Source organism: Streptomyces sp. B3I8 (genome assembly GCF_030816915.1).
Classification (GTDB): domain Bacteria; phylum Actinomycetota; class Actinomycetes; order Streptomycetales; family Streptomycetaceae; genus Streptomyces.
In genome coordinates this window covers 5,043,481-5,068,290 of the sequence record NZ_JAUSYN010000002.1, presented here as the reverse complement: position 1 = coordinate 5,068,290, position 24,810 = coordinate 5,043,481, and the positions used below count along the sequence as shown (strand labels likewise).

Annotated in this window: 19 protein-coding genes and 1 pseudogene; 11 read left to right on the top strand and 9 right to left on the bottom strand. The window is 71.5% G+C overall.

Annotated features, from left to right (window positions below; genetic code table 11):
• The 5 genes from QFZ64_RS24755 (at position 1) to QFZ64_RS24735 (ending at position 3,751) form a co-directional block, all read left to right on the top strand.
• Positions 1-414 carry a roadblock/LC7 domain-containing protein gene (locus QFZ64_RS24755; protein ID WP_030948713.1) on the top strand — a complete coding sequence of 138 codons (414 nt, stop codon included), beginning with the start codon at positions 1-3 and terminating at the stop codon, positions 412-414.
• A gap of 98 nt (positions 415-512) precedes the next feature.
• Positions 513-1,082 carry a DUF742 domain-containing protein gene (locus QFZ64_RS24750; protein WP_307069252.1) on the top strand — a complete coding sequence of 190 codons (570 nt, stop codon included), beginning with the start codon at positions 513-515 and terminating at the stop codon, positions 1,080-1,082.
• A complete protein-coding gene (locus QFZ64_RS24745; RefSeq protein WP_040894731.1) occupies positions 1,063-1,644 on the top strand; it encodes an ATP/GTP-binding protein in 582 nt (193 codons plus the stop codon). Before QFZ64_RS24750 ends, QFZ64_RS24745 begins: the two co-directional genes overlap by 20 nt.
• 321 nt (positions 1,645-1,965) lie before the next feature.
• Positions 1,966-2,772 carry an SDR family oxidoreductase gene (locus QFZ64_RS24740; protein WP_307069250.1) on the top strand — a complete coding sequence of 269 codons (807 nt, stop codon included), beginning with the start codon at positions 1,966-1,968 and terminating at the stop codon, positions 2,770-2,772.
• Between the two features lie 88 nt (positions 2,773-2,860).
• On the top strand, positions 2,861-3,751 hold the full coding sequence (locus QFZ64_RS24735) for a helix-turn-helix transcriptional regulator (RefSeq protein WP_307069248.1): 891 nt from the start codon (positions 2,861-2,863) through the stop codon (positions 3,749-3,751).
• A gap of 94 nt (positions 3,752-3,845) precedes the next feature.
• On the opposite strand, the gene QFZ64_RS24730 is transcribed toward QFZ64_RS24735, so the two are convergent.
• Both QFZ64_RS24730 and QFZ64_RS24725 read right to left on the bottom strand, forming a co-directional pair.
• The gene (locus QFZ64_RS24730; RefSeq protein WP_307069247.1) at positions 3,846-4,040 is read right to left on the bottom strand and encodes an acyl-CoA carboxylase subunit epsilon; all 195 of its coding nucleotides are present in this window, start codon (positions 4,038-4,040) and stop codon (positions 3,846-3,848) included.
• A 35-nt stretch (positions 4,041-4,075) separates the two neighbouring features.
• Complete coding sequence (locus tag QFZ64_RS24725) at positions 4,076-5,671, bottom strand: acyl-CoA carboxylase subunit beta (protein ID WP_307069246.1); 1,596 nt, start codon at positions 5,669-5,671, stop codon at positions 4,076-4,078.
• Between the two features lie 380 nt (positions 5,672-6,051).
• Here QFZ64_RS24725 and QFZ64_RS24720 point away from each other — a divergent pair, with 380 nt between their 5' ends.
• On the top strand, positions 6,052-6,660 hold the full coding sequence (locus QFZ64_RS24720) for a YceI family protein (protein ID WP_307069245.1): 609 nt from the start codon (positions 6,052-6,054) through the stop codon (positions 6,658-6,660).
• A gap of 484 nt (positions 6,661-7,144) precedes the next feature.
• Complete coding sequence (locus QFZ64_RS24715) at positions 7,145-8,557, top strand: LPXTG cell wall anchor domain-containing protein (RefSeq protein WP_307069242.1); 1,413 nt, start codon at positions 7,145-7,147, stop codon at positions 8,555-8,557.
• Between the two features lie 356 nt (positions 8,558-8,913).
• Here the strand turns inward: QFZ64_RS24715 and QFZ64_RS24710 are convergent, their stop codons facing one another.
• Positions 8,914-11,949 carry a glycoside hydrolase family 3 N-terminal domain-containing protein gene (locus tag QFZ64_RS24710; protein WP_307069240.1) on the bottom strand — a complete coding sequence of 1,012 codons (3,036 nt, stop codon included), beginning with the start codon at positions 11,947-11,949 and terminating at the stop codon, positions 8,914-8,916.
• 285 nt (positions 11,950-12,234) lie between these two features.
• Between QFZ64_RS24710 and QFZ64_RS24705 the strand changes: the two genes are divergently transcribed.
• Positions 12,235-14,118 (top strand): ricin-type beta-trefoil lectin domain protein, encoded by a 1,884-nt coding sequence (locus QFZ64_RS24705; protein WP_307069239.1) that lies wholly within the window; start codon positions 12,235-12,237, stop codon positions 14,116-14,118.
• 398 nt (positions 14,119-14,516) lie between these two features.
• Here QFZ64_RS24705 and cimA read toward each other — a convergent pair whose 3' ends face one another.
• The 4 genes from cimA to QFZ64_RS24685 all read right to left on the bottom strand — a co-directional run bounded on the left by cimA (position 14,517) and on the right by QFZ64_RS24685 (position 19,195).
• Positions 14,517-16,124, bottom strand: a complete 1,608-nt coding sequence (cimA, locus tag QFZ64_RS24700; RefSeq protein WP_307069237.1) for a citramalate synthase — start codon at positions 16,122-16,124, stop codon at positions 14,517-14,519.
• 367 nt (positions 16,125-16,491) lie between these two features.
• Entirely contained in the window at positions 16,492-17,580 is a 1,089-nt protein-coding gene (locus tag QFZ64_RS24695; RefSeq protein ID WP_307069235.1) for a branched-chain amino acid aminotransferase, read from the bottom strand.
• Positions 17,581-17,859: 279 nt separating this feature from the next.
• Positions 17,860-18,903 carry a 3-isopropylmalate dehydrogenase gene (locus QFZ64_RS24690; RefSeq protein ID WP_307069233.1) on the bottom strand — a complete coding sequence of 348 codons (1,044 nt, stop codon included), beginning with the start codon at positions 18,901-18,903 and terminating at the stop codon, positions 17,860-17,862.
• Positions 18,904-19,066: 163 nt separating this feature from the next.
• Positions 19,067-19,195 (bottom strand): hypothetical protein, encoded by a 129-nt coding sequence (locus QFZ64_RS24685; RefSeq protein WP_307069232.1) that lies wholly within the window; start codon positions 19,193-19,195, stop codon positions 19,067-19,069.
• Positions 19,196-19,577: 382 nt separating this feature from the next.
• Here QFZ64_RS24685 and QFZ64_RS24680 point away from each other — a divergent pair.
• Positions 19,578-19,655, top strand: a pseudogene (locus QFZ64_RS24680) (30S ribosomal protein S9); the annotation flags it as partial.
• 323 nt (positions 19,656-19,978) lie between these two features.
• Complete coding sequence (locus QFZ64_RS24675; RefSeq protein ID WP_307069230.1) at positions 19,979-20,116, top strand: hypothetical protein; 138 nt, start codon at positions 19,979-19,981, stop codon at positions 20,114-20,116.
• A gap of 73 nt (positions 20,117-20,189) precedes the next feature.
• Here QFZ64_RS24675 and pruA read toward each other — a convergent pair whose 3' ends face one another.
• Both pruA and QFZ64_RS24665 read right to left on the bottom strand, forming a co-directional pair.
• On the bottom strand, positions 20,190-21,821 hold the full coding sequence (gene pruA / locus QFZ64_RS24670; protein ID WP_307069228.1) for an L-glutamate gamma-semialdehyde dehydrogenase: 1,632 nt from the start codon (positions 21,819-21,821) through the stop codon (positions 20,190-20,192).
• Between the two features lie 82 nt (positions 21,822-21,903).
• Complete coding sequence (locus QFZ64_RS24665; protein WP_307069227.1) at positions 21,904-22,830, bottom strand: proline dehydrogenase family protein; 927 nt, start codon at positions 22,828-22,830, stop codon at positions 21,904-21,906.
• 388 nt (positions 22,831-23,218) lie between these two features.
• Here QFZ64_RS24665 and QFZ64_RS24660 point away from each other — a divergent pair, with 388 nt between their 5' ends.
• Positions 23,219-24,367, top strand: a complete 1,149-nt coding sequence (locus QFZ64_RS24660; RefSeq protein ID WP_307071853.1) for a helix-turn-helix domain-containing protein — start codon at positions 23,219-23,221, stop codon at positions 24,365-24,367.
• Positions 24,368-24,810 lie beyond the last annotated feature (443 nt).

The window sequence follows — 24,810 nt, the reverse complement described above, 5'->3', positions numbered from 1 at the left end:
ATGAGCCAGGCGGCACAGAACCTGAACTGGTTGATCACCAACTTCGTGGACAACACCCCGGGGGTGTCCCACACCGTGGTGGTCTCCGCCGACGGACTCCTTCTGGCGATGTCCGAAGGTTTCCCCCGCGACCGCGCCGACCAGCTGGCGGCCGTCGCCTCGGGGCTGACTTCGCTGACCGCGGGTGCCTCGCGCATTTTCGAGGGCGGCAGCGTGAATCAGACGGTTGTGGAGATGGAGCGGGGATTCCTGTTCCTCATGTCCATCTCCGACGGCTCCTCCCTCGCGGTTCTCGCACACCCTGAGGCGGACATCGGTCTCATCGGGTACGAGATGGCCCTTCTGGTCGACCGTGCCGGTACGGTTCTGACACCGGATCTCCGCGCGGAGCTCCAGGGGAGCCTTCTCAACTGACCAGCGGACCGTGCGTCGTGGCGTTCCGGCGCCGTAAGGTTTCGGGACGCGGCTTCCACGAGTTTCGGGTGCCCGGCACAGTCGGAGGAGGAGAGAACGTGACTACACCCCCAGGCGGTTCGCCTTCGAACAGCTGGTCGTACGGGCCCCCACAGGGCCAGGGCGACGGCTCGGGGCAGCGGTACGACTTCTCCTCCACCCCCCGGCACGGCTCGCCGTACCCGCCGCAGGGTCCCGGTCCGTCGCCGTACGACCAGCCCTCGGCACCGCGCATCCAGCCCGTGCAGCCGCAGCGACGCACCCCCGAGCCGGCGCCCGCGGGGGCGTCGAACCCACTGGTGCGCCCGTACGCCATGACGGGCGGCCGCACCAGGCCCCGCTACCAGCTCGCCATCGAGGCGCTGGTGCACACCACCGCGCAGCCGCACCAGATGCAGGGTCAGTTGCCCGAGCATCAGCGCATCTGCCAGCTTTGCCGTGAGATCAAGTCGGTCGCCGAGATCTCGGCCCTTCTGACGATCCCTCTCGGCGTGGCCAGGATCCTCGTCGCCGACTTGGCGGAAGCGGGCCTGGTCGCCATTCATCAGCCCGGCGGCGACGAGAGCGCCGGCGGACAGCCAGACGTGACTTTGCTCGAAAGGGTGCTCAGTGGACTTCGCAAGCTCTAGCGGAGGGCCTTCCCGCTCCACCACGTCCGCGAAAATCGTGGTGGCGGGCGGTTTCGGCGTGGGGAAGACCACGTTCGTCGGCGCCGTCTCGGAGATCAACCCGCTGCGCACAGAGGCCGTCATGACGTCCGCGTCGGCGGGGATCGACGACCTGACCCACACCGGGGACAAGACCACCACCACGGTGGCCATGGACTTCGGACGTATCACGCTCGACCAGGACCTGATCCTCTACCTGTTCGGCACCCCGGGCCAGGACCGGTTCTGGTTCATGTGGGACGACCTGGTGCGCGGCGCCATCGGCGCGGTGGTGCTCGTGGACACCCGGCGCCTGGCCGACTGCTTCCCCGCGGTCGACTACTTCGAGAACTCCGGACTGCCCTTCGTCATCGCCCTCAACGGCTTCGACGGCCAGCAGCCCTACAACCCCGAAGAAGTACGCGAAGCCCTCCAGATCGGCCCCGACGCCCCCATCATCACCACGGACGCCCGACACCGCGCCGACGCCAAGTCGACACTCATCACCCTCGTCGAGCACGCGCTGATGGCGCGCCTGCGGTAACCGCGAGCGGCGGTCACGGGAGCGGCTGCCCGGTCGCCCCCGGGGCCGCGTCGCCGACTGCGGGAGCCACCGCAGCGCCCGCAACGCCCGCACAATCCACTGCCGTACCTGCCCGAGCCCTCCTGCCGGGTCGAAGGGGCGAAGCCCCGCGACCGAGGGGGGCTCTCGCGGTACCCGGAAAACCAGGAACTCCCTGCCCTCCGAGCCACCTGTCAGCCTGTGTGAGCCGGCCGCTCACCGCCGCGTCGTCCCCTTCATCTGCTCAGGACGCGCGACCGAGCCGCCGGTTCACGCTTCCTCGACAGAAGGCACGGAAGACCCATGGCGGACAACCAACTCACCCCCCACGCGGACCTGTTCGATCTGACCGGCAAGTGCGCACTTGTCACCGGCGGCACCAGGGGAATCGGGAGGATGATCGCACGCGGCCTGCTGCAGGCGGGCGCCCGCGTCCTCATCAGCTCACGCGGCGCGGAGGCGTGCGCCGAGGCACAGCGGCACCTGTCCGAGTACGGCGACGTCCGGGCGATCCCCGCCGACCTGTCCAGGCACGACGAGTGCCGACGCCTCGCCGGCCTCGTCCGGGCCGACTCGGAACGGCTGGACATCCTCGTCAACAACGCGGGAGCGATGTGGCGCGAGCCGCTGGAGACGTTCCCGGTCGAGGGGTGGGACCAGGTGATCGACCTCAACCTCAAGTCGCCGTTCTGGCTGGTGCAGGCGCTGCTCCCGGCACTGCGCGGTGCGGGCACCGCCGACGATCCCGCGCGGGTCATCAACATCGGCAGCATCGCCGGAGGCATCCATGTCGCCGGTGCGCCCAACTACTCGTACGCCAGCAGCAAAGCGGGACTGCATCAGCTCACCAGAGTGCTCGCCAGGGAACTGGGCCCGCAGCACATCACGGTGAACGCGGTGGCCCCGGGACCGTTCCCGTCGCAGATGATGGCGACCACGCTCGAAGCCATCGGCGACACGATCGCGGCGAAGGCCCCTCTGCGCCGGCTCGGCCGCGACGACGACATGGCAGGCGTCGCCGTCTTCCTCGCCGGCCGGGCCGGGTCCTACCTCACGGGCACCGTCATCCCCGTCGACGGCGGCATCGCCACGACCGCGACAGGCACCTGAGCCTCGGCGGGAGGCTTCGCGGGCGGCCGGCGTCGCGGGGTACTGGCAGTGCCTCCCACCTCCCACGGGCAACACCTATCGTGGAGAGATGACCACGACCGACCCACGCACCGAGATCAAGCAGTTCCTGACCTCGCGTCGCGCGCGGATCGCGCCCGAGCGGGCCGGACTGCCCGCCTACGGCGGCAACCGCCGGGTCACGGGCCTGCGCCGCGAAGAGGTGGCTCTCCTGGCCGGGGTGTCGGTCGACTACTACGTGCGCATGGAGCGCGGCAGCCTCACCGGCGCCTCGGACGGGGTGCTCGACGCGCTGGCCTCGGCACTGCAACTCGACGAGGCCGAGCGCGCCCACCTGTTCCACCTCGCACGGCGGTCCGGAACATCCGGCGATCCACGCCGCCGACGCCCCGCGACGACCGTGCGTCCGGCGCTTCAGCAGGTGCTCGACGCCCTCACCGAGGCGCCGGCGTGGGTGTGCAACAACCGTTACGACGTGCTGGCCACGAACCGGCTCGCCCGCGCCCTCTACGCACCGATGCCGGCCGACCCGCGACGCCCGGCGAACACCGCGCGCTTCCTGTATCTGCGTCCCGAGGCGGCGAGGGCGTTCTTCGTCGACCACGAGCACCTCACCCACGACGTGGCCGCGAAGCTGCGCATGGAGGCGGGCCGTGACCCGCACGACGAGGAACTGATCGCCCTGATCACCGAACTGTCCACGCACAGTGAACTGTTCCGCCGGCGATGGGCGTCCCAGGACGTCCGGCACCACCGGTCCGGACGCAAGCGGCTGCACCATCCGGAAGTGGGCCGGCTCGACCTGGACGTCGAGACGATGCACCTGCCCGCCGAGCCCGGCCTGCTCCTGAACGTCTACACCGCGCCCGCCGGCACGCCGGCCGCGGACGGTCTGGCCCTCTTGGCGTCATGGGCGGCCGACCGGGAAGCAGGGGCGCCCCGGACACAAGCACTCGGCTGACGCGCGCCCTCCGGTCAGGCGCACTCGCGGGCGGGTACGACGAAGGGGCCCCGCCGCAGCACGCGGCGGGGCCCCCTTCTCGCGTCTTGTGACCTCAGCGCCAGCTGTGGGGGGCGCGGAAGCCGTTCTCGCGCTCCAGCCGGCGCCAGCCGGCCCGGGGGCGGCCGCGGTGACCGGGTGCCGGAGCCTCCTGCCGGGCAGCCGCCCGGGCCAGCAGCACCGCCGTGATCGCCGCGACTTCCTCGGGCCCGGCGTGCCCCTTCTCGACGCGGATGTCAGGAACGTTCATGGGTGTCAGTCTCCGTGAGGAAGGTGTCCGCAGGGTTACTGCGGCGGGTTGCCGTGCTTGCGGGACGGCAGATCGGCGTGCTTGGTCGCCAGCATCGCCAGGGACTTGATGAGTACCTCGCGGGTCTCGGAGGGGTCGATGACGTCGTCGACCAGACCGCGCTCGGCCGCGTAGTACGGGTGCATCAGTTCGGACTTGTACTCCTTCACCATGCGGGCCCGCATGGCGTCGGGGTCCTCCGCGCCGGCGATCTGCCGGCGGAAGATGACGTTGGCGGCGCCCTCGGCGCCCATCACCGCGATCTCGTTGGTCGGCCACGCGTACGTGAGGTCCGCGCCGATGGACTGGCTGTCCATGACGATGTACGCGCCTCCGTACGCCTTGCGCAGGATCAGGGAGATCCGCGGCACGGTGGCGTTGCAGTAGGCGTACAGCAGCTTCGCCCCGTGCCGGATGATGCCGCCGTGTTCCTGGTCGACGCCGGGCAGGAAGCCGGGGACGTCCAGGAGGGTCATGATCGGGACGTTGAAAGCATCACACATCTGCACGAAGCGGGCGGCTTTTTCGCTCGCCTCGATGTCGAGCACGCCCGCCAGCACCTGCGGCTGGTTGGCGACGATGCCGACGACCTGGCCGTCGAGCCGGGCCAGTGCGCAGATGATGTTCCGCGCCCAGCGCTCGTGGACCTCCAGGTACTCGCCGTCGTCGACGATCTCCTCGATGACCTTGGTCATGTCGTACGGCCGGTTGCCGTCCGCCGGGACCAGGTCGAGCAGGACCTCGGAGCGGCGGTCGGCGGGGTCGGAGCACTCGGCGCGCGGCGGGTGCTCCCGGTTGTTCTGCGGGAGCAGCGAGAGGAGGTAGCGCACCTCGGCGATACACGTCTCCTCGTCGTCGTAGGCGAAGTGGCAGACGCCGGAGGTCTCGGCGTGCACGTCGGCGCCGCCCAGGCCGTTCTGGGTGATCTCCTCACCGGTCACCGCCTTGACCACGTCCGGGCCGGTGATGAACATCTGCGAGGTGTCGCGGACCATGAACACGAAGTCCGTGAGCGCCGGGCTGTAGGCCGCGCCGCCCGCGCAGGGGCCGAGCATCACACTGATCTGCGGGATGACGCCGGACGCCTTGGTGTTGCGCTGGAAGATGCCGCCGTAGCCGGCGAGCGCGCTGACACCCTCCTGGATGCGGGCGCCGGCGCCGTCGTTGAGGGAGACCAGCGGGGCACCGGCCGCGATGGCCATGTCCATGATCTTGTGGATCTTCGTGGCGTGGGCCTCGCCCAGCGCGCCGCCGAAGATGCGGAAGTCGTGGGCGTACACGAAGACCGTGCGGCCCTCCACCGTGCCCCAGCCGGTGATGACACCGTCGGTGTACGGCTTCTTGGCCTCCAGGCCGAACCCGGTGGCCCGGTGCCTGCGCAGCTGCTCGACCTCCTGGAAGGAACCGGGGTCCACCAGCAGCTCGATGCGCTCCCGAGCGGTCAGCTTGCCCTTGGCGTGCTGCGCCTCGGTCGCCTTCTCGCTGGGGCCCGCCAGCGCCTGCGCACGGATCTCGTGCAGCTCGGCGACCCGGCCGCGGGCATCCGCAGGTTCGCCGGTGGGTTCGCCCGTCGTCTCTTCCAAAACGGTCATGTAGTGACCTTACGAAGCCGACCGGCTAATGCGAGCCGTCGACTCCGTACAGTCTCCGGGGCGTTTTCCTGGTGCCACTGAACAGAACCCTGCCGGGATGCAACCGTTTCGACTGTTCAGAGGGGGCGTGCGTTGTAGGGGGCGCACAAAGGGACGCGGGGAGACCGCGCTCACAATCGGTGCCCGCGCATGCCCGCACCGGAGTGACGGCCGGCGTCCGACCGGAGGCACGGACCGCACGGCACACGCGCTCGTGCGGAGTTCTCGGCGACTTGGCCGAAACGATGCCGATGATGTTGAACTTTGAACAGAATGGCGCTACGGTGAAAAGGTAGTTAGTTCAACTTTCAATCACCTACCCTCGATCAAAGGAGTGCGCCATGGGTATCTTCGGCCGCAGCAACGACGAGACCGCCTCCGCCGCGGGTGCCACCGCGGTGAGCCCGGACCTGGCGGCACTGACCGGCGACTACGTCATCGACCCCGCCCACTCGACGATCGGCTTCACGGCGCGGCACGCGATGGTCACCAACGTCAAGGGCAGCTTCAAGGACTTCGACGGCACGCTGCACCTCGACGGCAGCGACCCGTCGCGCTCGACGGCCACGATCGACGCGAAGATGGACAGCATCGACACCGGGTCCGCCGACCGGGACGGGCACCTCAAGAGCGCGGACTTCTTCAAGACGGAGGAGTTCCCGACGATGACGTTCCGCTCCACCGCGGCGGAGGCCCTCGGCGGGGACGACTACCGGATCACCGGTGACCTGACCATCCTCGGCACGACGCGGCCGCTCACGATCGACCTCGAGTTCAACGGGGCCGCGAAGGACCCGTTCGGCAACGAGCGGGTCGGCTTCGAGGGCAAGGCGGAGATTCTGCGGTCGGAGTGGGGGCTGACGTGGAACGCGGCGCTGGAGACGGGCGGCGTGCTGGTGTCGGACAAGATCAAGCTGGTGTTCGACATCTCGGCGATCAAGCAGGCGTGAGCCGGGGGCGCTTGCGCCCCCCTCTCTCTCCTTGACGCCCGCCCTCCGCACCCTGTTCCGGGGAGGGCGGGCGTCCGGGCCCCGGCCCTTTTTCCTCGCCCCCGCGGCCCCTGCCCTTCCCATCCCCGGGGGCTCCGCCCCTGCCGGGTTCCCCGCGCCCCTGAAAATCCACTCCCCTGCCGGGGCACTCAGCGGCAGTCGCCGTACGACGGGAGCGGGCCGTGGGGGTCCGTCGCAGTCCGTCGCGCAGCTCTGCCCAGCAGACACCCACCACTCCCGGGATACGGCAGTACGCCCGGCGGCGACGGACTCCACGCACCCCCACGGCCCCGACCCCACCCCACACCCGTAGGCGCACGCTCAGCCCGAGACACCCCGCGGCGACGGACTCGACGCACCCCCCGCGCACGCTCAGAATCCCCGCCGGCCCCGCACCACCGGAAACCGCGCGTACCTTTCGCGTCGTTCCGGGTACTCCGGACCCATGACCTCCGCACCGACCCGCGGCCTCCGCGCCTGGCTGGTCGCCCTCCTGGCGGCCGCGCTGACGGTGCTGTTCACCGCCACGCCGGCGCCCCACGCCCACGCCGCCTCCGGCACCCCCGGCACCTCCGACGTCTCCACCGTGGCCGCCGCTCTCCGCAGGAGCCCCGTCTACGTGGACCCCGCCGCCTCCGACCAGCTCTCCGCGTCGGCCGCCCGCGACCTCGCGAACCGGATCGAGGACGCGGACAAGCCCGTCTTCGTCGCCGTGCTGCCCGCCGGCTTCCCCACGCAGAACCTGTTCACCGACCTGCGCACGGCGACCGGCATCACCGGCCTGTACGGCGTCCGGCTCGGCGACCGTTTCGACGCCCGCGCCGACTCCTCCGTGCTGCCCCGGACCGCCGTGCGCAACCTGGTGGGCAGCGTGCGGGGCGAGGACGCGCGGGCCCAGCTCACCGACTTCACGGACCGCGCCCTGGCAAACGCCGGCGGCCACGCCCCGTCCAGCTGGGGCGGTGGGGGAAGCGGCGGCGACGCGTCCTCGACCGCGCTGATCACCGTCGGCGCGGTGGTCGTCCTCGCGGGCGCGGGCGCCTACGCACTCACCCGCCGCAAGCGGCGCCGGCGGGAGAACGAGCAGCGGGCCGCGCTGGAACGGCTGCGGGTGGTCGTCGACGAGGACATCACCGCGTTCGGCGAGGAACTCGACCGGCTGGACTTCCGACCGGGTGAACCGGGCGCGGACGACGCGATGCGCGCCGACTACGGGCGCGCCCTGGACGCATACGAGCAGGCGAAGTCCACGATGGCGGGCGCACGGCGCCCGGAGGACGTGCGCGGGGTGACCGAGTCGCTGGAGGGCGGTCGGTTCTCGCTCGCACGGCTGGCCGCGCGGCGGGAGGGGCGGCCGCTGCCGGAGCGCCGGCCACCGTGCTTCTTCGACCCCCGGCACGGGCCCTCGGTGGAGGACGTGGAGTGGGTGCCGGCGGGGGGCGCTCCGCGCCGCGTGCCGGTGTGCGCGGCGGACCGTGCGCGACTGGCGGACGGGCGCGAGCCGATGGTGCGGGAGGTGGAGACGGACTGGGGCCGCCGACCGTACTGGGACGCGGGTCCGGCGTACGGGCCGTGGGCGGGCGGCTACTTCGGCGGCGGTCTGCTGCCGGGGCTGCTGGTCGGCACGATGCTCGGCGGCCTGATGTCGGGTCCGGGCTACGGGGCGTACTACGGCGGCGGCTACGGCTACGGGGGCGCCGGCTACGGCGACGGCGGCTTCGGCGGTGGCTACGAGGGCGGCGACGTCTCCGGCTCCGACTTCGACCCGGGCGACTTCGGCGGCGGCTTCGGTGGGGGCGGCGGCTTCGGCGGGGGCGGCGGTGGCGGTGACTTCGGCGGGGGCGGCGGGGACTTCTGAGCGTGCGCCTACGGGTGCGTGGTGGGTCGGGGCCGTGGGGGTGCGTCGAGTCCGTCGCCGCCGGGCGTACTGCCGTATCCCGGGAGCGGTGGGTGTCTGCTGGGCAGAGCTGCGCGACGGACTGCGACGGACCCCCACGGCCCGCTCCCGTCGTACGGCGACTGCCGCTGAGTGCCCCGGCAGGGGAACGGCTTTTCAGGGGCGCGGGGAACCGCGCGACGAGCCACGACGGGCCCGTACTCGCCCGTGGACCGGTCCCGTCGTCCCTACGGGGTCGAAGGGGCGGAGTCCCCGGGGATGGGAAGGGCAGGGGCGGCGGGGGCGAAAAACCCCCGCTGCCCCTGCCCAGGCAGGGGCTAGCGGCCCGCGGCCCCGTACGCCGCGGTGAGCGCGCTCACCGCCTCCCCGTACCGCCCGCTCAGCAGCGCGCGATCCGCCTCGGCGAACGGCTTCGCCGTCGCCTCGGTCAGCGCGGATCCGATCCGCTGCTGCACGAGGAGGCGGGCCTCGGTGACCGCCTCGCGGCCCTGCCGGTCGGCTCCCCACCGGTCGGCCGCCCTCGCAGTGGCGGACAGCGCCCGCAACGTGCCGAGGCCACCCTTCGGCACATGCGTGCGCGTGGTCAGCCCCCATCCGAACGGGAACTGCGGAGCGTACGACGCGTCGCCGACGTTGATCGGGAGCTGGGACTCGGACTTCGGCCAGGTCACGGGCAGTTGCCCGGTGAACGGCCGGCGTCCGTAGAGGACGTCGGCAACCCCGTCGCCCTCGGTTCCCGGCAGCCAGGAGGCGACCAGCGCGTCGGTCTCGCCGAGGAGGTCCCCGACGAGCTGGGGGCGTCCGGAGACGACCAGGACGACGCACTTCATCGCCGCGCAGACCGTGTGCACCGCCGCCTTGTCGGCCGCCGTCAGTTCCAGGTCGTTGCCGTTGCCGACGTCGCCCACGCCCTCGGCGTACGGGGTCTCGCCGACGACGACCACGCCGACGTCGTAGCCGGACGTCGGCGCCGACGCGTCCTTGGAGTACGTGACGTGCCCGCCGGCGTTCCGCATGCCCTGGAGGATCGTGGTGCCCCGGGTGATGTCGCCGGAGGAGCCCTGCCAGGTGAGGGTCCAGCCTCCCGTCTGGTTGCCGAGGTCGTCGGCGTTGGAGCCGGCCACGTAGACCTTCTGGTGGCGGGAGAGCGGCAGGACGCCGTGCGCGTTCTTCAGCAGCACCTGGGACTCCGCCGCGGCCTGCCGGGCCACCGCGCGGTGCGCGGCGGAGCCGATGCGGGAGGCGCCGCTCGTGTCGGCGTAGGGGTGTTCGAAGAGGCCCAGTCTGAACTTCTGGGTGAGGATGCGGGACACGGCGTCGTCGATGCGGGCCTGGGTGACGCGACCGGCCTTCACCTCGTCGGTCAGCGTGCCGGCGAACTCCTTGTACGTGTACGGGACCATCGCCATGTCCAGGCCCGCGTTGACGGAGGTGCGGACGTGGGCCGCGTTGTCGCCGGGGAGCTGGTCGATGCCGTTCCAGTCGCTGATGACGAAGCCGTCGAAGCCCATCCGGTGTTTGAGTACGCCGGTGATCATGTCGGCGCGGGCGTGCATCTTCACCGGACCCCGGCCGTCGCCGACGATGTCGAGCGAGGAGAACGACGGCATGACCGTGCCGATGCCGCGGTCGACGGCCGTCTTGAACGGGGAGAGGTGGACCGCCTCCAGTTCGGACCGGGTGACCGTGGTGACGCCCTGGTCGATGGTGTACGTGCCGGTGGTGGAGGAGCCGTAGGCGGTGCCGCCGTCGGCGGCGAAGTGCTTGGCGGTGGCCAGCACCTTGTCGTCGCGGTCGAGGTCACGGCCGTCGGCGCGGCCCTGGAGGCCCTGGATCACCGTCTCCATGGACTTCACCAGGGCGGGGTCCTCGCCGAAGGACTCGTAGGCGCGGCCCCAGCGTTCGTCACGACTGACGCAGAGGCAGGGGGCGAAGTCCCACGGCACACCGGTGGCGCGCACCTCCGCGGCCGTCACCTCGCCGGTCCGCCCCGCGAGGGCGGGGTCGCGGGTGGCGCCGAGGCCGATGTTGTGCGGCATGATCGTCGCGCCGGCCAGGTTGTTGTGGCCGTGGACCGCGTCGACGCCGTAGATCAGCGGGATCTGGAACCGGGTGGCCTGCGCGCGGAGTTGGAAGCCGTCGATCATCCTCGCCCACGCCCCGGGGGTGTTGGGCGTGGGGGTGGAGCCGCCGCCGGAGAGCAGGGAGCCGAGGGCGTAGGTGGCGATGTCGCCGGGGGCGGTCATCGCGCCGCGCTCGGCCTGGGTCATCTGGCCGGCCTTCTCCGCCGGGGACATGCGGGAGACGAGGTCCGCCACGCGCTTCCTGATCGGCAGGTGGGTGTCGAGATACGGGAGACCGTGAGCGTCCACCACCACCTGCGGGGCCTCCGCGGGAGCCCTGGCGCCGGTCACCGTCAGCTTGAGCGGGATCGTTTCCGCGGATTCGGCGGAGCGGTCCTTCAGGGTGCGGACGTGGACGGTGCGCGTGGTGCCGGAGGCGGTGCCGGCCGGGAAGGTGAGCTCTCCGGTGGCAGGGGCGTAGTCCTTGCCGGCCGTCGCGGTGCCGGACGGGTCCGTGGTGTACGTGACGGTCACGGGCTCGTCGAGGGGTGCGGCGCCGGTGGTGGCGACAGTGACCTCGACGTCGGCCGTGCGGCCCTCCCGCACCGGGTACACGGCGGCGTCGGTGGTGACGGAGGCGCGCCGCGACTGGTCGGCCTTCCCGTACAGCTCGACGTCGTCCATGGCGAAGTCGCCCGTGACCCCGACGGGGAGGGTGAGGGCGTAGCCCCACATCTGGGTGAGGCCCAGGACCTGGTCGATGCCGCCGACGGGCTGGTAGTCCGTTCGATAGGTGAAGCCGGTGAAGGGCAGCTCGATCTGTTTCCAGCCGGTGAAGTCGTCGGTGAAGGAGGTCGTCCAGAGTTCGGAGGCCTCGCCGTTCGCGCCGCCGTCCTTGATCTCGAAAGGGATCTTCTTGCCGGTGTTCCGGCCGTCCCACCACAGGCGGACGCCCTGGTGGGCGGACCAGTCGTGGGCCGGGCGGTCGGCGGCGAAGTCGTGGGTGAAGCCGCCGTAGCCGGAGATGTCGTAGCTGCCGGTGAGGACCTTGTCGCCCTCGGGGGCGTCGGCGCGGGCGGTCAGGGCCAGCGTGGGCGGGTCGTCGTTGTCGCCGCCCCAGGTGAAGATCCCCTCGGCCGGCTGGGCGGCGAAGGGGACCTCGCCCTCGAAGCGGTCGACGGGGACGGGAGCGGGGACGGGATCACCGGCGCCGGCGGCCGCGTGGGCGGCGGCGAGCGGGAGGAGGGAGGTGAGCAGGGTCGCGGAGACGAGCAGGGCGGTTCTTCGCAATGGACCTTCCCCTTGGCTCTCGTAAGGGTCCTTCGGCTCCGGGGTCCTCCCCTGAGTCCCTGGCCCCTCGTGTGCTCTCAGGACTTAAGTCAGGGCGTGAGTCAACTGGGGTCCCGGGAGAGCGTCAAGACGGCCGGTCGGAACTGGTGCACAGTCAGGGCATGGGCGCGACACAGGTGTTCCGGCTTCAGGTGATGAACGCGGGACCCCTTGACGCGGGGCTCCCGCCGTCATTTACTCACGGCTCGCACGCCTTCCCCCCACTCCCCAGAAGGGCGGCGCACCATGAGGAGACCCCTGCCCGCGGTCCGGCTGCTCCTTGCCGGGCTGCTCACCACCGCCGGGCTGACCACCGCCTCGCTGACCGCCGGGGCCCCGCCCGCGCACGCGGCGGGCGAGTCGGTGACGGCCTGGCTGACCACGACGGACGACGCCGGCGGACGGCATGTCGTACGGGGCCTGGAACCGCAGACGCCGTTCGCCTTCCAGTCCGGGACCGGTGGTGGTGGGGAGAACATCACCGTCGACGAGAACACCCGCTACCAGACCTTCACCGGCGGCGGCGCCTCCTTCACGGACACCGCGGCCTGGCTGATGAACAGCTCCGGGGCGCTGAGCCAGTCCACCCGGGACGCGACCATGCGGAAGCTGTTCTCGCCGACGGACGGCATCGGGCTGTCGTTCCTGCGCAATCCGATGGGCGCCTCGGACCTGGCACGGTTCGGTTACACGTACGACGACGTGCCGGCCGGGCAGAGCGACCCGGACCTGTCCGAGTTCTCGCTCGCGCACGACCTCGCCGACGTGGTGCCGCTGACCCGGCAGGCGCTGCAGCTCAACCCCGCGCTCACGGTGATGGCCTCGCCGTGGACCGCGCCCGCCTGGATGAAGGACAGCGGTCAGCTCAACGGGGGCTGGCTGAAGGCGGAGGACTACGGGGCCTATGCCTCGTACTTCGTGAAGTACCTCCAGGCGTACCAGGGCCAGGGCGTGCCGGTGAAGTACGTGACGGCGCAGAACGAGCCGACGTGCTGCTCCGGTTACCCGTCGATGAGCTGGAACGCCTCCGGGCTCGCGTACTTCACCAAGAACGAACTGCTGCCGAAGCTGGCGGCCGCGAACCTGTCGACGAAGGTGCTGGCGCACGACTGGAACTGGGACGTGTACGACGGGTACGCCGCCCGGACGGTGGACGACGCGGCGGTCCGCTCCCACCCCAACTTCGGCGGGATCGCCTGGCACGGGTACGGCGGGGACGTCGGCAAGCAGACGTCCGTGCACAACCAGTACCCCGCTCTGGACGCCTTCGGCACCGAGCACTCCGGCGGCACCTGGATCGCCGACCAGCAGCGCGAGGACATGCACAACATCGTGGACTACACCCGGAACTGGGCGAAGTCGGTGACCAAGTGGTCGCTGGCGGTCGATCAGAACATGGGGCCGCACAACGGGGGGTGCGGGACCTGCACGGGGCTGATCACCGTGCACGACGGCGACGGCCGCTCGGGGCAGGTCGACTACACGGTCGAGTACTACGACATGGGGCACCTGACGAAGTTCGTGCGTCCGGGCGCCCAGCGGATCGCCTCGACGGCGTCGTCCGCCGTGCCGAACGTGGCGTGGCGCAACCCGGACGGGTCGAAGGCACTGATCGCCTACAACGAGGGCGCGGGCGCGAAGACGGTGACAATCGACTGGGGTGCGCAGCACGCCACTTACTCGCTGCCGGGGCGGACGTCGGCGACGTTCACGTGGTCCGGGACGCAGGCCGGCGGCGGGGATCTGTCGGGGGCGTTCGTGGGGCTCGCGGGCAAGTGCCTGGACGTGGCGGGTGGTTCGTCCGCCGACGGGACGGCGGTGCAGCTCTACGACTGCAACGGGTCGGCGGCGCAGCGGTGGACGGTGGCGGCGGACGGGACCGTGCGGGCGCTGGGGAAGTGTCTGGACGTGGCCTCCGGCGGTACGGGGGACGGGGCGAGGACGCAGTTGTACGGGTGCAACGGGACGGGGGCGCAGGTGTGGTCGTACAACGCGGCGACGGGTGATGTGGTGAACGTGGCGGCGGACAAGTGTCTCGACGTGACGGACAACTCGTCGGCGAACGGGGCGCGGGCGCAGATCTGGACCTGCACGGGGGCGGCCAACCAGAAGTGGGGGCTGCGGAGCTAGGGCCTCTCGTTCGGATCATTCCGGCGTCGCGGGGTCCGGCACGCGCCTCCCAGCCGGCCTGATCCGAACGAAAGACCCTAGGGCCCTCGGGGGCCGGGATTCCTCCGGGCTGTTTTCCCGCCCCCGCCGCCCCTGCCCTTCCCGTCCCTTCAAGGGGCTCCGCCCCTCGGACCCCGGGGCGGACGGGAGTGGGGGCGCCCGGGAGCTCGGGGGTGGGATGTGTGCGCGGGGTGCGGGGTGCGTTGTGGCTTGTCACGCAGTTCCCCGCGCCCCTGAGGACCGGGCGCAGCCCCGGTCCAGGGGCGCGGGGAACTGCGCGAGCGGGCACCACTCACCCGCAGTCGCCGTACGAGCTCAGGCACCCGGGCTCTTCCGCGCCTGCCCAAAGGGGGCACCCCCTACTCCGCCGGGGTGACCCCCGCCCGCAGCAGGCCGTACGTGTACGCGTCCTCCAGGGCCTGCCAGGACGCGGCGATGACGTTCTCCGCGACGCCCACCGTGGACCACTCCCCCACGCCGTCCGACGTGGAGATCAGCACGCGGGTCGTGGAGCTCGTGCCGTGCTTGCCTTCCAGGATGCGGACCTTGTAGTCGACCAGCTCCAGCGCGGCGAGCTGGGGGTAGAACCGTTCCAGGGCCACCCGCAGCGCCCGGTCGAGCGCGTTGACCGGGCCGTTGCCCTCCGCCGTGGCGACGATGCGCTCGCTCTTGGCCCAGAGCTTGACCGTGGCCTCGTTGGCGTGGGTGCCGTCGGGGCGGTCCTCGACGATGGCCCGCCAGGATTCCGTGCGGAAGTACCGCAGCGGCTTGCCGGCCACCTCCTCGCGCAGCAGCAGTTCGAAGGAGGCGTCGGCGGCCTCGTACGTGTACCCCTTGAGCTCGCGCTCCTTGACCCGCTCGACGACGCGGCCGACGAGCGCGCGGTCGCCGCCGAGGTCGATGCCGAGTTCCTTGCCCTTGAGCTCGATCGAGGCGCGGCCGGCCATGTCGGAGACCAGCATCCGCATGGTGTTGCCGACCTGTTCGGGGTCGATGTGCTGGTACAGGTCGGGGTCGACCTTGATCGCGGAGGCGTGCAGTCCGGCCTTGTGGGCGAAGGCGGAGACACCGACGTAGGGCTGGTGGGTGGAGGGCGTGAGGTTGACGACCTCGGCGATGGCGTGGGAGATGCGGGTGGTCTCGCGGAGCTTGCCGTCGGGCAGGACCTTCTTGCCGTACTTCAGCTCCAGCGCGGCGACGACGGGGAACAGGTTGGCGTTGCCGACGCGCTCGCCGTAGCCGTTGGCCGTGCACTGGACGTGGGTGGCGCCCGCGTCGACGGCGGCGAGGGTGTTGGCGACCGCGCACCCGGTGTCGTCCTGGGCGTGGATGCCGAGGCGGGCCCCGGTGTCGGCGAGGACGGTGGCGACCACGGCCTGGATCTGGGCCGGGAGCATGCCGCCGTTGGTGTCGCACAGGACGACGACATCGGCACCGGCCTCGGCGGCGGCCCGTACGACGGCCTTGGCGTACTCGGGGTCGGCGCGGTAGCCGTCGAAGAAGTGCTCGCAGTCGACGAAGACGCGCCGGCCCTCGGAGCGGAGGAAGGAGACGGTGTCGCTCACCATGGCGAGGTTCTCGTCCAGGGTGGTGCGCAGGGCGAGTTCGACGTGCCGGTCGTGGGACTTGGCGACCAGGGTGATGACGTCGGCGCCGGAGTCCAGCAGCGCCTTGACCTGGGGGTCCTCGGAGGCTTTGGCGCCGGCGCGGCGGGTGGCGCCGAAGGCGACGAGCCGGGCGTGCCGGAAGTCGATCTCCTGCCGGGCGCGGGCGAAGAACTCGGTGTCGCGGGGGTTGGCGCCGGGCCAGCCGCCCTCGATGAAGCCCACGCCGAAGTCGTCCAGGTGCCGTGCGATGGCCAGCTTGTCCGCGACGGTGAGGTTGATGCCCTCGCGCTGCGCGCCGTCGCGCAGCGTGGTGTCGAAGACGTGGAAGGAGTCGTCGAGCTCGCTGGGTTCCGTCGTCATGGTGTCAAGGCTCCTGTAAGGGATCTCGGTCTGTTCCGGATTGACCGGTTCCGCCGCTCTCCAGGGTCCCTCGCGCTCTCTTCCCGGTGGGTGGTGGGCCGGGAAAAACGAAAAACCCCTCGCGGGTGCGAGAGGTCTGCGCGCGGGTCGAGGACGACGGTGTCCGCCCGTACCTGGTCGTACGAGACGGTCACTGCGGACCGGCGCGCCTGCTGCCAATAATCATGGCGAACGAGAGCACGGGGGCATTTTGGCACAGTCCGGCCGTCGGCCCCACGGCCGTCTCAGGATGCGGGCGCGGGGGTCCCGCCTGTGGGGAGGCGGGACCCGCCGGGGCCGGCTGCGGGTCGGTCGCGGGTCGGCCGGTTCAGCCGATGCGGCGCATCCACCCGTGGGTGTCCTCGGTGACGCCGCGCTGCAGGCTGAGCAGGGCCTCGCGGAGCCGGGCGGTCACGGTGCCGGGGGTGCCGTCGCCGTGGGTCCACTCGCCGCTCTTGGTGCGGACCGTGCCGATCGGGGTGACGACGGCGGCGGTGCCGCAGGCGAACACCTCGGTGAGGGCGCCGGAGGCGGCGTCCTCGCGCCACTGCTGCAGGGTGACGACGCCCTCCTCGGCGGTGTAGCCGAGGTCCCGGGCGACGGTGAGGAGGGAGTCGCGGGTGATGCCCTCCAGGATGGAGCCGGTCAGCGCCGGGGTGATGATGCGGTCGCCGTAGACGAAGGCGATGTTCATGCTGCCGGACTCCTCGACCTTGGTGCGGGTCACCGCGTCGAGGTAGACGACCTGGTCGCAGCCGTGCGCGGCGGCCTCGGCCTGGGGCAGCAGGGAGGCGGCGTAGTTGCCGCCGGTCTTGGCGTCGCCGGTGCCGCCGGGGACGGCGCGCACGTGGTCCTCGGAGACCCAGATGGTGACCGGCTTGACGCCGCCGGCGAAGTAGGCGCCCGACGGGGAGGCGATCAGCATGAACAGGTACTCGTTGGCCGGGTGGACGCCGAGTCCGGTCTCGGAGGCGAACATGAACGGCCGCAGGTAGAGCGACTCCTCCCCGCCGTGCGGCGGGACCCAAGCCGAGTCCTGGGAGAGCAGGGCGTCCAGGGCGGCGAGGAACAGCTCCTCGGGCAGCTCGGCCATGGCCATGCGGCGGGCGGAGGTGCGGAAGCGGCGGGCGTTGGCCTCGGGGCGGAAGAGGGCGATGGAGCCGTCGGGCTGCCGGTAGGCCTTGAGCCCCTCGAAGATCTCCTGGCCGTAGTGGAGCACGTGGCTGGAGGGGTCGAGGGAGATGGGCCCGTAGGGAACGAGCTGTGCGTCGTGCCAGCCGCGTCCCTCGGTCCACCGGATGGTCACCATGTGGTCGGTGAAGTGGCGGCCGAACCCGGGGTTGGCCATGGCCGCCTCCCGTTCGGCGACGGGCAGCGGGTGTGCGGAGGGCTTGAGCTCGATCGTGGGCGTCGTCATGAGTGGTTGTCCTTCACCGGTCGTGTGTGACGGGCCGCGCTCACGTCCGTACCGCCCGTGGCGGTTGGTAGGACGTCCGAGCATTCCCTCATGCCGCGGCTCCGCGTTCGATTATCGCAAGCGTGGAACCGTGGACGAAACGGTGTGAATGCGGCCCTTGGGCGTGCCCAGGTGGATAGATGGTGGCACCCGGCGAGGGCATGGAAAAGCCGCCGGGTGCGGATGCGACCCGGCGGCCTTCTCGTCCCTGTGTACAGGGGGGTTGAGCAGGGCTGCGGGTCAGCCGGCTACTCGGGCGACGAGGGCGTCGCCGATCTCGGCCGTGGAGCGGGCGGGCACGCCCACGCGCTCCGCGAGGTCGGCGGAGACGGCCTCCTCGATGCGCGCGGCCTCGGCCTCGTGGCCGAGGTGGCGCAGCAGGAGGGCGACGGACAGGACGGTGGCCGACGGGTCGGCCTTGCCCTGGCCCGCGATGTCGGGCGCCGAGCCGTGCACCGGCTCGAACATGGAGGGGTAGGTGCCGCTCGGGTTGATGTTGCCGGAGGCGGCGACCCCGATGCCGCCGGAGATGGCGGCGGCCAGGTCGGTGATGATGTCCCCGAAGAGGTTGTCGGTGACGATCACGTCGAAGCGCTCGGGCTGCGTGACGAGGTAGATCGTCGCCGCGTCCACGTGCATGTACTCGGTGGTGACGTCGGGGAACTCCTCGGCCACCTTGTTGAAGACGTTCGTCCACAGGTGCCCCGCGAAGGCGAGCACGTTGTTCTTGTGGACGAGGGCCAGCTTCTTGCGCGGGCGGGCCTGCGCCCGGGCGAAGGCGTCACGCACCACACGCTCGACACCGAAGGCCGTGTTGACGGAGACCTCGGTGGCGACCTCCTGGGGGGTGCCCTTGCGGATGGTGCCGCCGTTGCCCGTGTACGGGCCCTCGGTGCCCTCGCGGACTACCACGAAGTCGATCTCCGGCTGACCGGCGAGCGGGGTCTGCACGCCCGGGAGCAGCTTGGAGGGCCGCAGATTGACGTGGTGGTCGAAGGCGAAGCGGAGCTTGAGCAGGAAGCCGCGCTCCAGGACGCCGGACGGCACCGACGGGTCGCCGATGGCGCCGAGCAGGATGGCGTCGTGGGTCTGGAGCTGTTCGAGGTCGGTGTCGGTGAGGGTCTCACCGGTGGCGTGGTAGCGCCGGGCACCGAAGTCGTACTCCTTGGTCTCCAGCTTCACATCCTGCGGAAGGACGGCGGAGAGCACCTTCAGGCCTTCGGCGACGACCTCCTGGCCGATGCCGTCGCCGGGGATGACTGCGAGATTGATGCTGCGAGACATGGCGTCACGGTACGCCATGTCTTAGAGCGTGACACGGACTGTCCGCAGTGTGGACAGTCCGTGCGGACGGTCCATGCCGGCCCGTGGGGACGGACACGGCCGGCCCGGCGTCGTACGACGCGGAGGTCGTGAGCGGCCGGCGACAGGCGGTGGGCGGCGGGGCTCAGTGCCCCGTCTGGCCGCCGTTGTCCCGGCGGTCGAGGGCACGCTGGAGGGCGGCGGCGGCGTTCTTGCGGTCGGTGTCCGTCGTACGGGGGTGACGGACGCGGCGGCGGGCGGTCGTCTCGGCCATGGGAAATCGACTCCTCAGCCAGCGGTGGGAAAACGGGAGAACGACGTGACGCCAAAAGGAGCGGGGAACGCGTGCCGCAGGGATCACCTGCCTCGGGCACGGCTCACAGCCGCCATTCGCTTGGTCGAGCGAGACGTTCGGCTCCTACAAAAATAAGGGACGGGAAGCCAGGTGTCTGCACAATTACTTGGGCTTCCTACTATCTGAGACGGCGCCCGCGCTCACCCACCCGTGACCTGGTGAATCATCTGAGTGGATGAGGACCATGACGGCGACTGAAGTCTCCCGGAATTCCGCTTCCGTACTCGACCGGGCCGAGCACGGCGAAACCGTCGTGCTCACCAGAGGCGGCCGCCGACCGGCCACACTGGCCCCGGCGCCGCGCCGCGACGACCGTGCGGTCGAGCGCAGGAAGGCCGGTCCGAAGAAGGCCCGCAAGGCCCCGCGGTACAGCGAGCGCCAGGGTCTTTCGTCTGGATCAGGCCGGCTGGGAGGCGCGGTGCGTCTTCGACCGACCCGAGCGGGGTCCGGTGCGTGCGGCTGCGAGGCGGAGGAGGGCGCCAGGGCGGAGCCCTGGCAACCGACGACAACGCCGCAGAGGCGCGTGCCAAACCCCGCGACGCCGGAATGATCCGAACGAGAGGCCCTAGGCGCACCCCGGACCGCCTCCACCGGCGTCCGGACACCGCATGCGCGTGACCTACACCGCCAAGGGCGGCGTCGCCGTCACCGTGGGCGTCGCCGTCTTCGACACCGGGGGTCCATGCCCGTCTCCTCGCCCACGTGCGCGGAGAGGGCAGTCCGCGTGGCGCGCACGACCTGATCATCGCCGCCACGGCTGCCGCGACGGCCCGCACGCTGCTCACCACCGACACCGCGGCCTTCGACGCCCTGCCCGGCGTCCGCACGACAGCGGGATGACTCCGCCGGACGTTCGCGTCCCACGCGCCGAGGGCGCCCCCGGGAAGGAGGCGCCCTCGGCCGGAGGCGGGGGTCAGCCCATGTGGGGGTAGGTGTAGTCCGTCGGCGGGACCAGGGTCTCCTTGATGGCCCGGGTCGACGTCCACCGCATGAGGTTCTGCGGCGCGCCCGCCTTGTCGTTGGTGCCGGAGGCGCGTCCGCCGCCGAAGGGCTGCTGGCCGACGACCGCGCCCGTCGACTTGTCGTTGATGTAGAAGTTGCCGGCCGCGTACCGCAGCTTCTCCATCGTGTACGCGGCCGCCGCCCGGTCGCCCGCGATGACCGACCCGGTGAGCGCGTAGTCCGACACGGACTCCATCTGCGTGAGCATCTCGTCGTACGCGTCGTCCTCGTACACGTGCACGGCGAGCACGGGGCCGAAGTACTCGGTGCGGAACACCTCGTTCTCCGGGTCGGTGCACGCGATGACGGTCGGCCGGACGAAGTAGCCGACCGAGTCGTCGTAGGTGCCGCCCGCCACGATCGTGCAGGCCGGGTCCTCCTTCGCCCGGTCGATCGCCGCCTTGTTCTTGGCGAAGGACCGCTCGTCGATGACCGCGCCGAGGAAGTGGGTCAGGTCCGTGACGTCGCCCATGGAGAGCCCGTCGACCTCGGCCGCGAACTCCTCCTTGAAGCCGCTGTTCCAGATCGACGCCGGGACGTACGCGCGCGAGGTCGCGCTGCACTTCTGCCCCTGGTACTCGAAGGAGCCGCGGGTCAGCGCGGTCTTGAGCACCGCGCGGTCCGCCGACGGGTGCGCGACCACGAAGTCCTTGCCGCCGGTCTCGCCCACGAGGCGCGGGTACGTCCTGTACTTCTCGATGTTGCCGCCGACCGTCTTCCACAGGTACTGGAACGTCGGGGTCGACCCGGTGAAGTGGATGCCGGCCAGGTCGCGGTGGTGCAGGGCGACCTCGGAGACCTCGACGCCGTCACCGGTGAGCAGGTTGATGACGCCCTTGGGGAGGCCCGCCTCCTCCAGCAGCTCCATGAGCAGCACGGCCGCGAGGGTCTGCGTCGGCGACGGCTTCCACACGACGACGTTGCCCATCAGCGCGGGCGCGGTCGGCAGGTTGCCGGCGATCGCGGTGAAGTTGAACGGGGTGATCGCGTAGACGAAGCCCTCCAGCGGGCGGTGGTCCATGCGGTTCCACACGCCCGGGGAGTTGGCCGGCGGCTGCTCGGCGAGGATGCCGCGCGCGTAGTGCACGTTGAAGCGCCAGAAGTCGACGAGCTCGCAGGGGCTGTCGATCTCGGCCTGCTGGGCGGTCTTGGACTGCCCGAGCATCGTCGCGGCGGCCAGCTTCTCGCGCCAGGGGCCGGCGAGCAGTTCGGCGGCGCGCAGGAAGATCGCGGCGCGGTCGTCGAAGGAGAGCGCGCGCCAGCCCGGCGCGGCGGCCAGCGCCGCGTCGACGGCGTCCTGCGCGTCCTGGCGCGAGGCGTGCCGGAACGTGCCGAGAACGGCCTTGTGGCGGTGCGGCTGGACGACGTCGAAGGGCTCGCCGCCGCCCATCCGCTTCTCGCCGCCGATGGTGCAGGGCAGCTCCCTCGGGTTCTCGGCGAGTTCCTTGAGAGCGGCCTCCAGTCGGGCCCGCTCGGGCGAACCGGGGGCGTAGCCGTGCACCGGCTCGTTGACGGGGGCGGGGACCCGGGTCACAGCGTCCATGGTTTCCGTAACTCCTTGTGTGAGCGGTGTTGTCGGGGCGGGGGCGGGAGGAGGGCGGGGGCGGGAAGGGAGCGAGTCGGGCTCAGCCCCTGCCGACCATGCTCCTGGCGAAGAACCGCAGGTTGGCGGGCTTCTCCGCCAGCCTCCGCATGAAGTACCCGTACCAGTCCGTGCCGTACGCGGTGTACACCCGCATGCGGTGGCCCTCGGCGGCCAGCCGCAGGTGCTCCTCGCTCCGGATGCCGTAGAGCATCTGGAACTCGTACTCGTCCAGCTTGCGTCCCGCGCGCCGGGCCAGTTCCTGGGAGACGGCGATGAGGCGCGGGTCGTGCGAGCCGACCATCGGGTAGCCCTCGCCCTCCATCAGCGTCCGCAGCACGCGGACGTACGCCTTGTCGATCTCGTGCCGGTCCTGGTACGCGACCGAGGCGGGCTCCTTGTACGCGCCCTTGACCAGCCGCACCCGGCTGCCGCTCGCGGCGAGCCGGCGGGCGTCGGCCCCGGTGCGGAACAGGTACGCCTGGATGACGCAGCCGGTCTGCGGGAAGTCCCGCCGCAGCTCCTCGTGGACGGCGAACATCGAGTCGAGGGTGGTGTGGTCCTCGGCGTCCAGCGTGACGGTCGTGCCGATCTCGGCGGCGGCCTCGACGACGGGGCGGACGTTCGCCAGCGCCAGTTCGTGCCCGCCGGGCAGCGCTTGGCCGAACATCGACAGCTTGACGGACATCTCGGCGCGCCGGCCCAGTTCCATCGGCTTCAGCCGGTCGATGAGCTCCAGGTACGCGTCACGCGCGGCGGCGGCCTGCTCGGGCGTGGTGATGTCCTCGCCGACGACGTCCATGGTGAGTTCGAGCCCCTTGCCGGTGAGCTCGCGGACGACCGGCACGATGTCGTCGACGCTCTCCCCGGGGATGAACCGGTCGACGACCGGCCGGGTCACCGGGGCGGCCGAGACCAGCCGGCGCAGTCGGTCGCTGCGCGACGCGGCGAGAATCACGGGACCCAGCACGGGCCACCTCCACTGGAACGCTCGTAGGACACGCGTAGGACTTACGCCGGGGGTCGTGTCCGGGCCGTGTCCGACGGTCCGGGTACGGCACGGGGAACCACGGTGAAACCTAGGGATGTCCGCCTTCCCCGGCCATCGACAGCTGTCACGCATCCGTGCCCCGGATCTCAGACAGATGTATGAAGGGCGGCCGCCGCTGCGGGACAATGACGAGGTGACGGCGGACCGCAGGAGTGAGCGCGCGAGTGACCCCGACGGCCCCGGTGACGGACCCGGCGGCGGTCCCGGCGACGACCACCGGGCCGAGCACCGCGGGGAGCACCGCGACGACCACCGGAGCGAGCACCGCGACGACCACCGGGGTGACTACCAGGACCTCGTCGACGAGATCTCCGCGCTCCTCGGTGCCCCCGCGACGCTGGAGAACCGGGACTTCGAGCTGATCGCCTTCGGCGCCTACGACAGCGACGAGGAGCTGGACGCCTCCGCGCTGGACCCGGTGCGCACCCGGTCGATCCTCACCCGTCGTTCCACCGCCGCGGTCCGGGCCTGGTTCGAGGGGTTCGGCATCACCCGGGCGACCGGTCCGGTCCGCATCCCGCCGACCCCGGAGGCGGGGGTGTACCGGGGAAGAATCTGTCTGCCGGTGCGCCATCGGAGTGTCGTGCTCGGCTATGTGTGGCTGCTGGACGGCGACCCGGGCCCGACCGAGCGGCAGCTCGCGGCGGCGATGGAGGTGACGGGGCGGATCGGCGCGCTGCTCGTCGACGAGGTGCGGGACCGCGCGGACCTGACCCGCGAGCTGCGGGCGGTACTGACCGCGCAGGACGGCTGGCGGCGGGACATGGCGATCGCGGAGCTGCGGACGGGGCTGGGCGAACGGGCGGAGGCGGTGCACACGGTGGTGTGCGTGGCGCCGTGGCCGTCGGCCGACCCGGACGACGCCCCCTCGGTGCGTACGGTGCCGGGCGCGGTGGCCCGGTGCACGGTGCCGTGGGGAACGACCGGGCAGAGCCTGGCCCTGCTGGTCCGTCTGCGCTCACCGGACGCTCCGGCCCCGGCCCTGACGGCGGCGGCCCGGCTGCTGGAGCGCGCGGCGCCCGGCGGCGGACCGGCTCCCGGCGGCGGATCCGCGGCCGGTGTCGCCGTGGCCCGGCGCGCCCTCGCCGAGCTGGGTGCCGCCTGGCGGGAGGCCACCGCCGCGACCCGGGCCGCGCTGGCCGAGCCGCGCCTGGGCCCCGTGGCCTCCTGGGCCTCGATCGGCCCGTACCGCCTGCTCACCGCGCTGCCTCCGAGGACGGCGCACGACCCCGCCGTGCGTGAGCTGCTCTCCCCCGCGCACCGCGACCTCGCCCGTACCGCCGAGGTGTTCCTCGACTGCGCCGGGCAGGCGGGGCGGGCGGCGGCGGAGCTGGGGATCCACCGGCAGACGCTGTACTACCGGCTGTCACGGGTGGAGCGGCTGACGGGGCTGGACCTGGACGACGGCGAGGACCGCCTGCTGCTGCACATGGCCCTGAAGTCCCGCCGGCTCTGAGGTCCCGCAGGTTCCACATCGAAATGGACCGTACCCGCGCACACTGAACAGCGTGAGCGGGCGATTCCACGATTCCCTGGGCAATGGCCCCGGACAGTGACCATCGTCCTCGGGATGGCCGTTCGGAGTCCGGCTCCGACGCCCGAAGCGCGTGCAGAGCCTGCGGTGTTGATCAGGTACGACGCACTACGGCCTTGGCGCGGCCGTCCAGAGCTCAGTCCGATCGCGGTACCTCTGGCAGGGCGGAAGTACGCGAGCCCACCAGCACCAGGGCCGGACGGCTCAACAGACCCCAGCCGGCCGTCAAGTGGGCGTGTATCTCACGGTGTTGGGAGTGGCTGGGTAACCTGCTCTGTACGCGTCAGCCGCGTGCGCGGTGGTCAGGCGGGTACGAGGCGCGGCAGGGACATGCGGGTGAGGGGGCACGCGTGGAGCGGGATGCG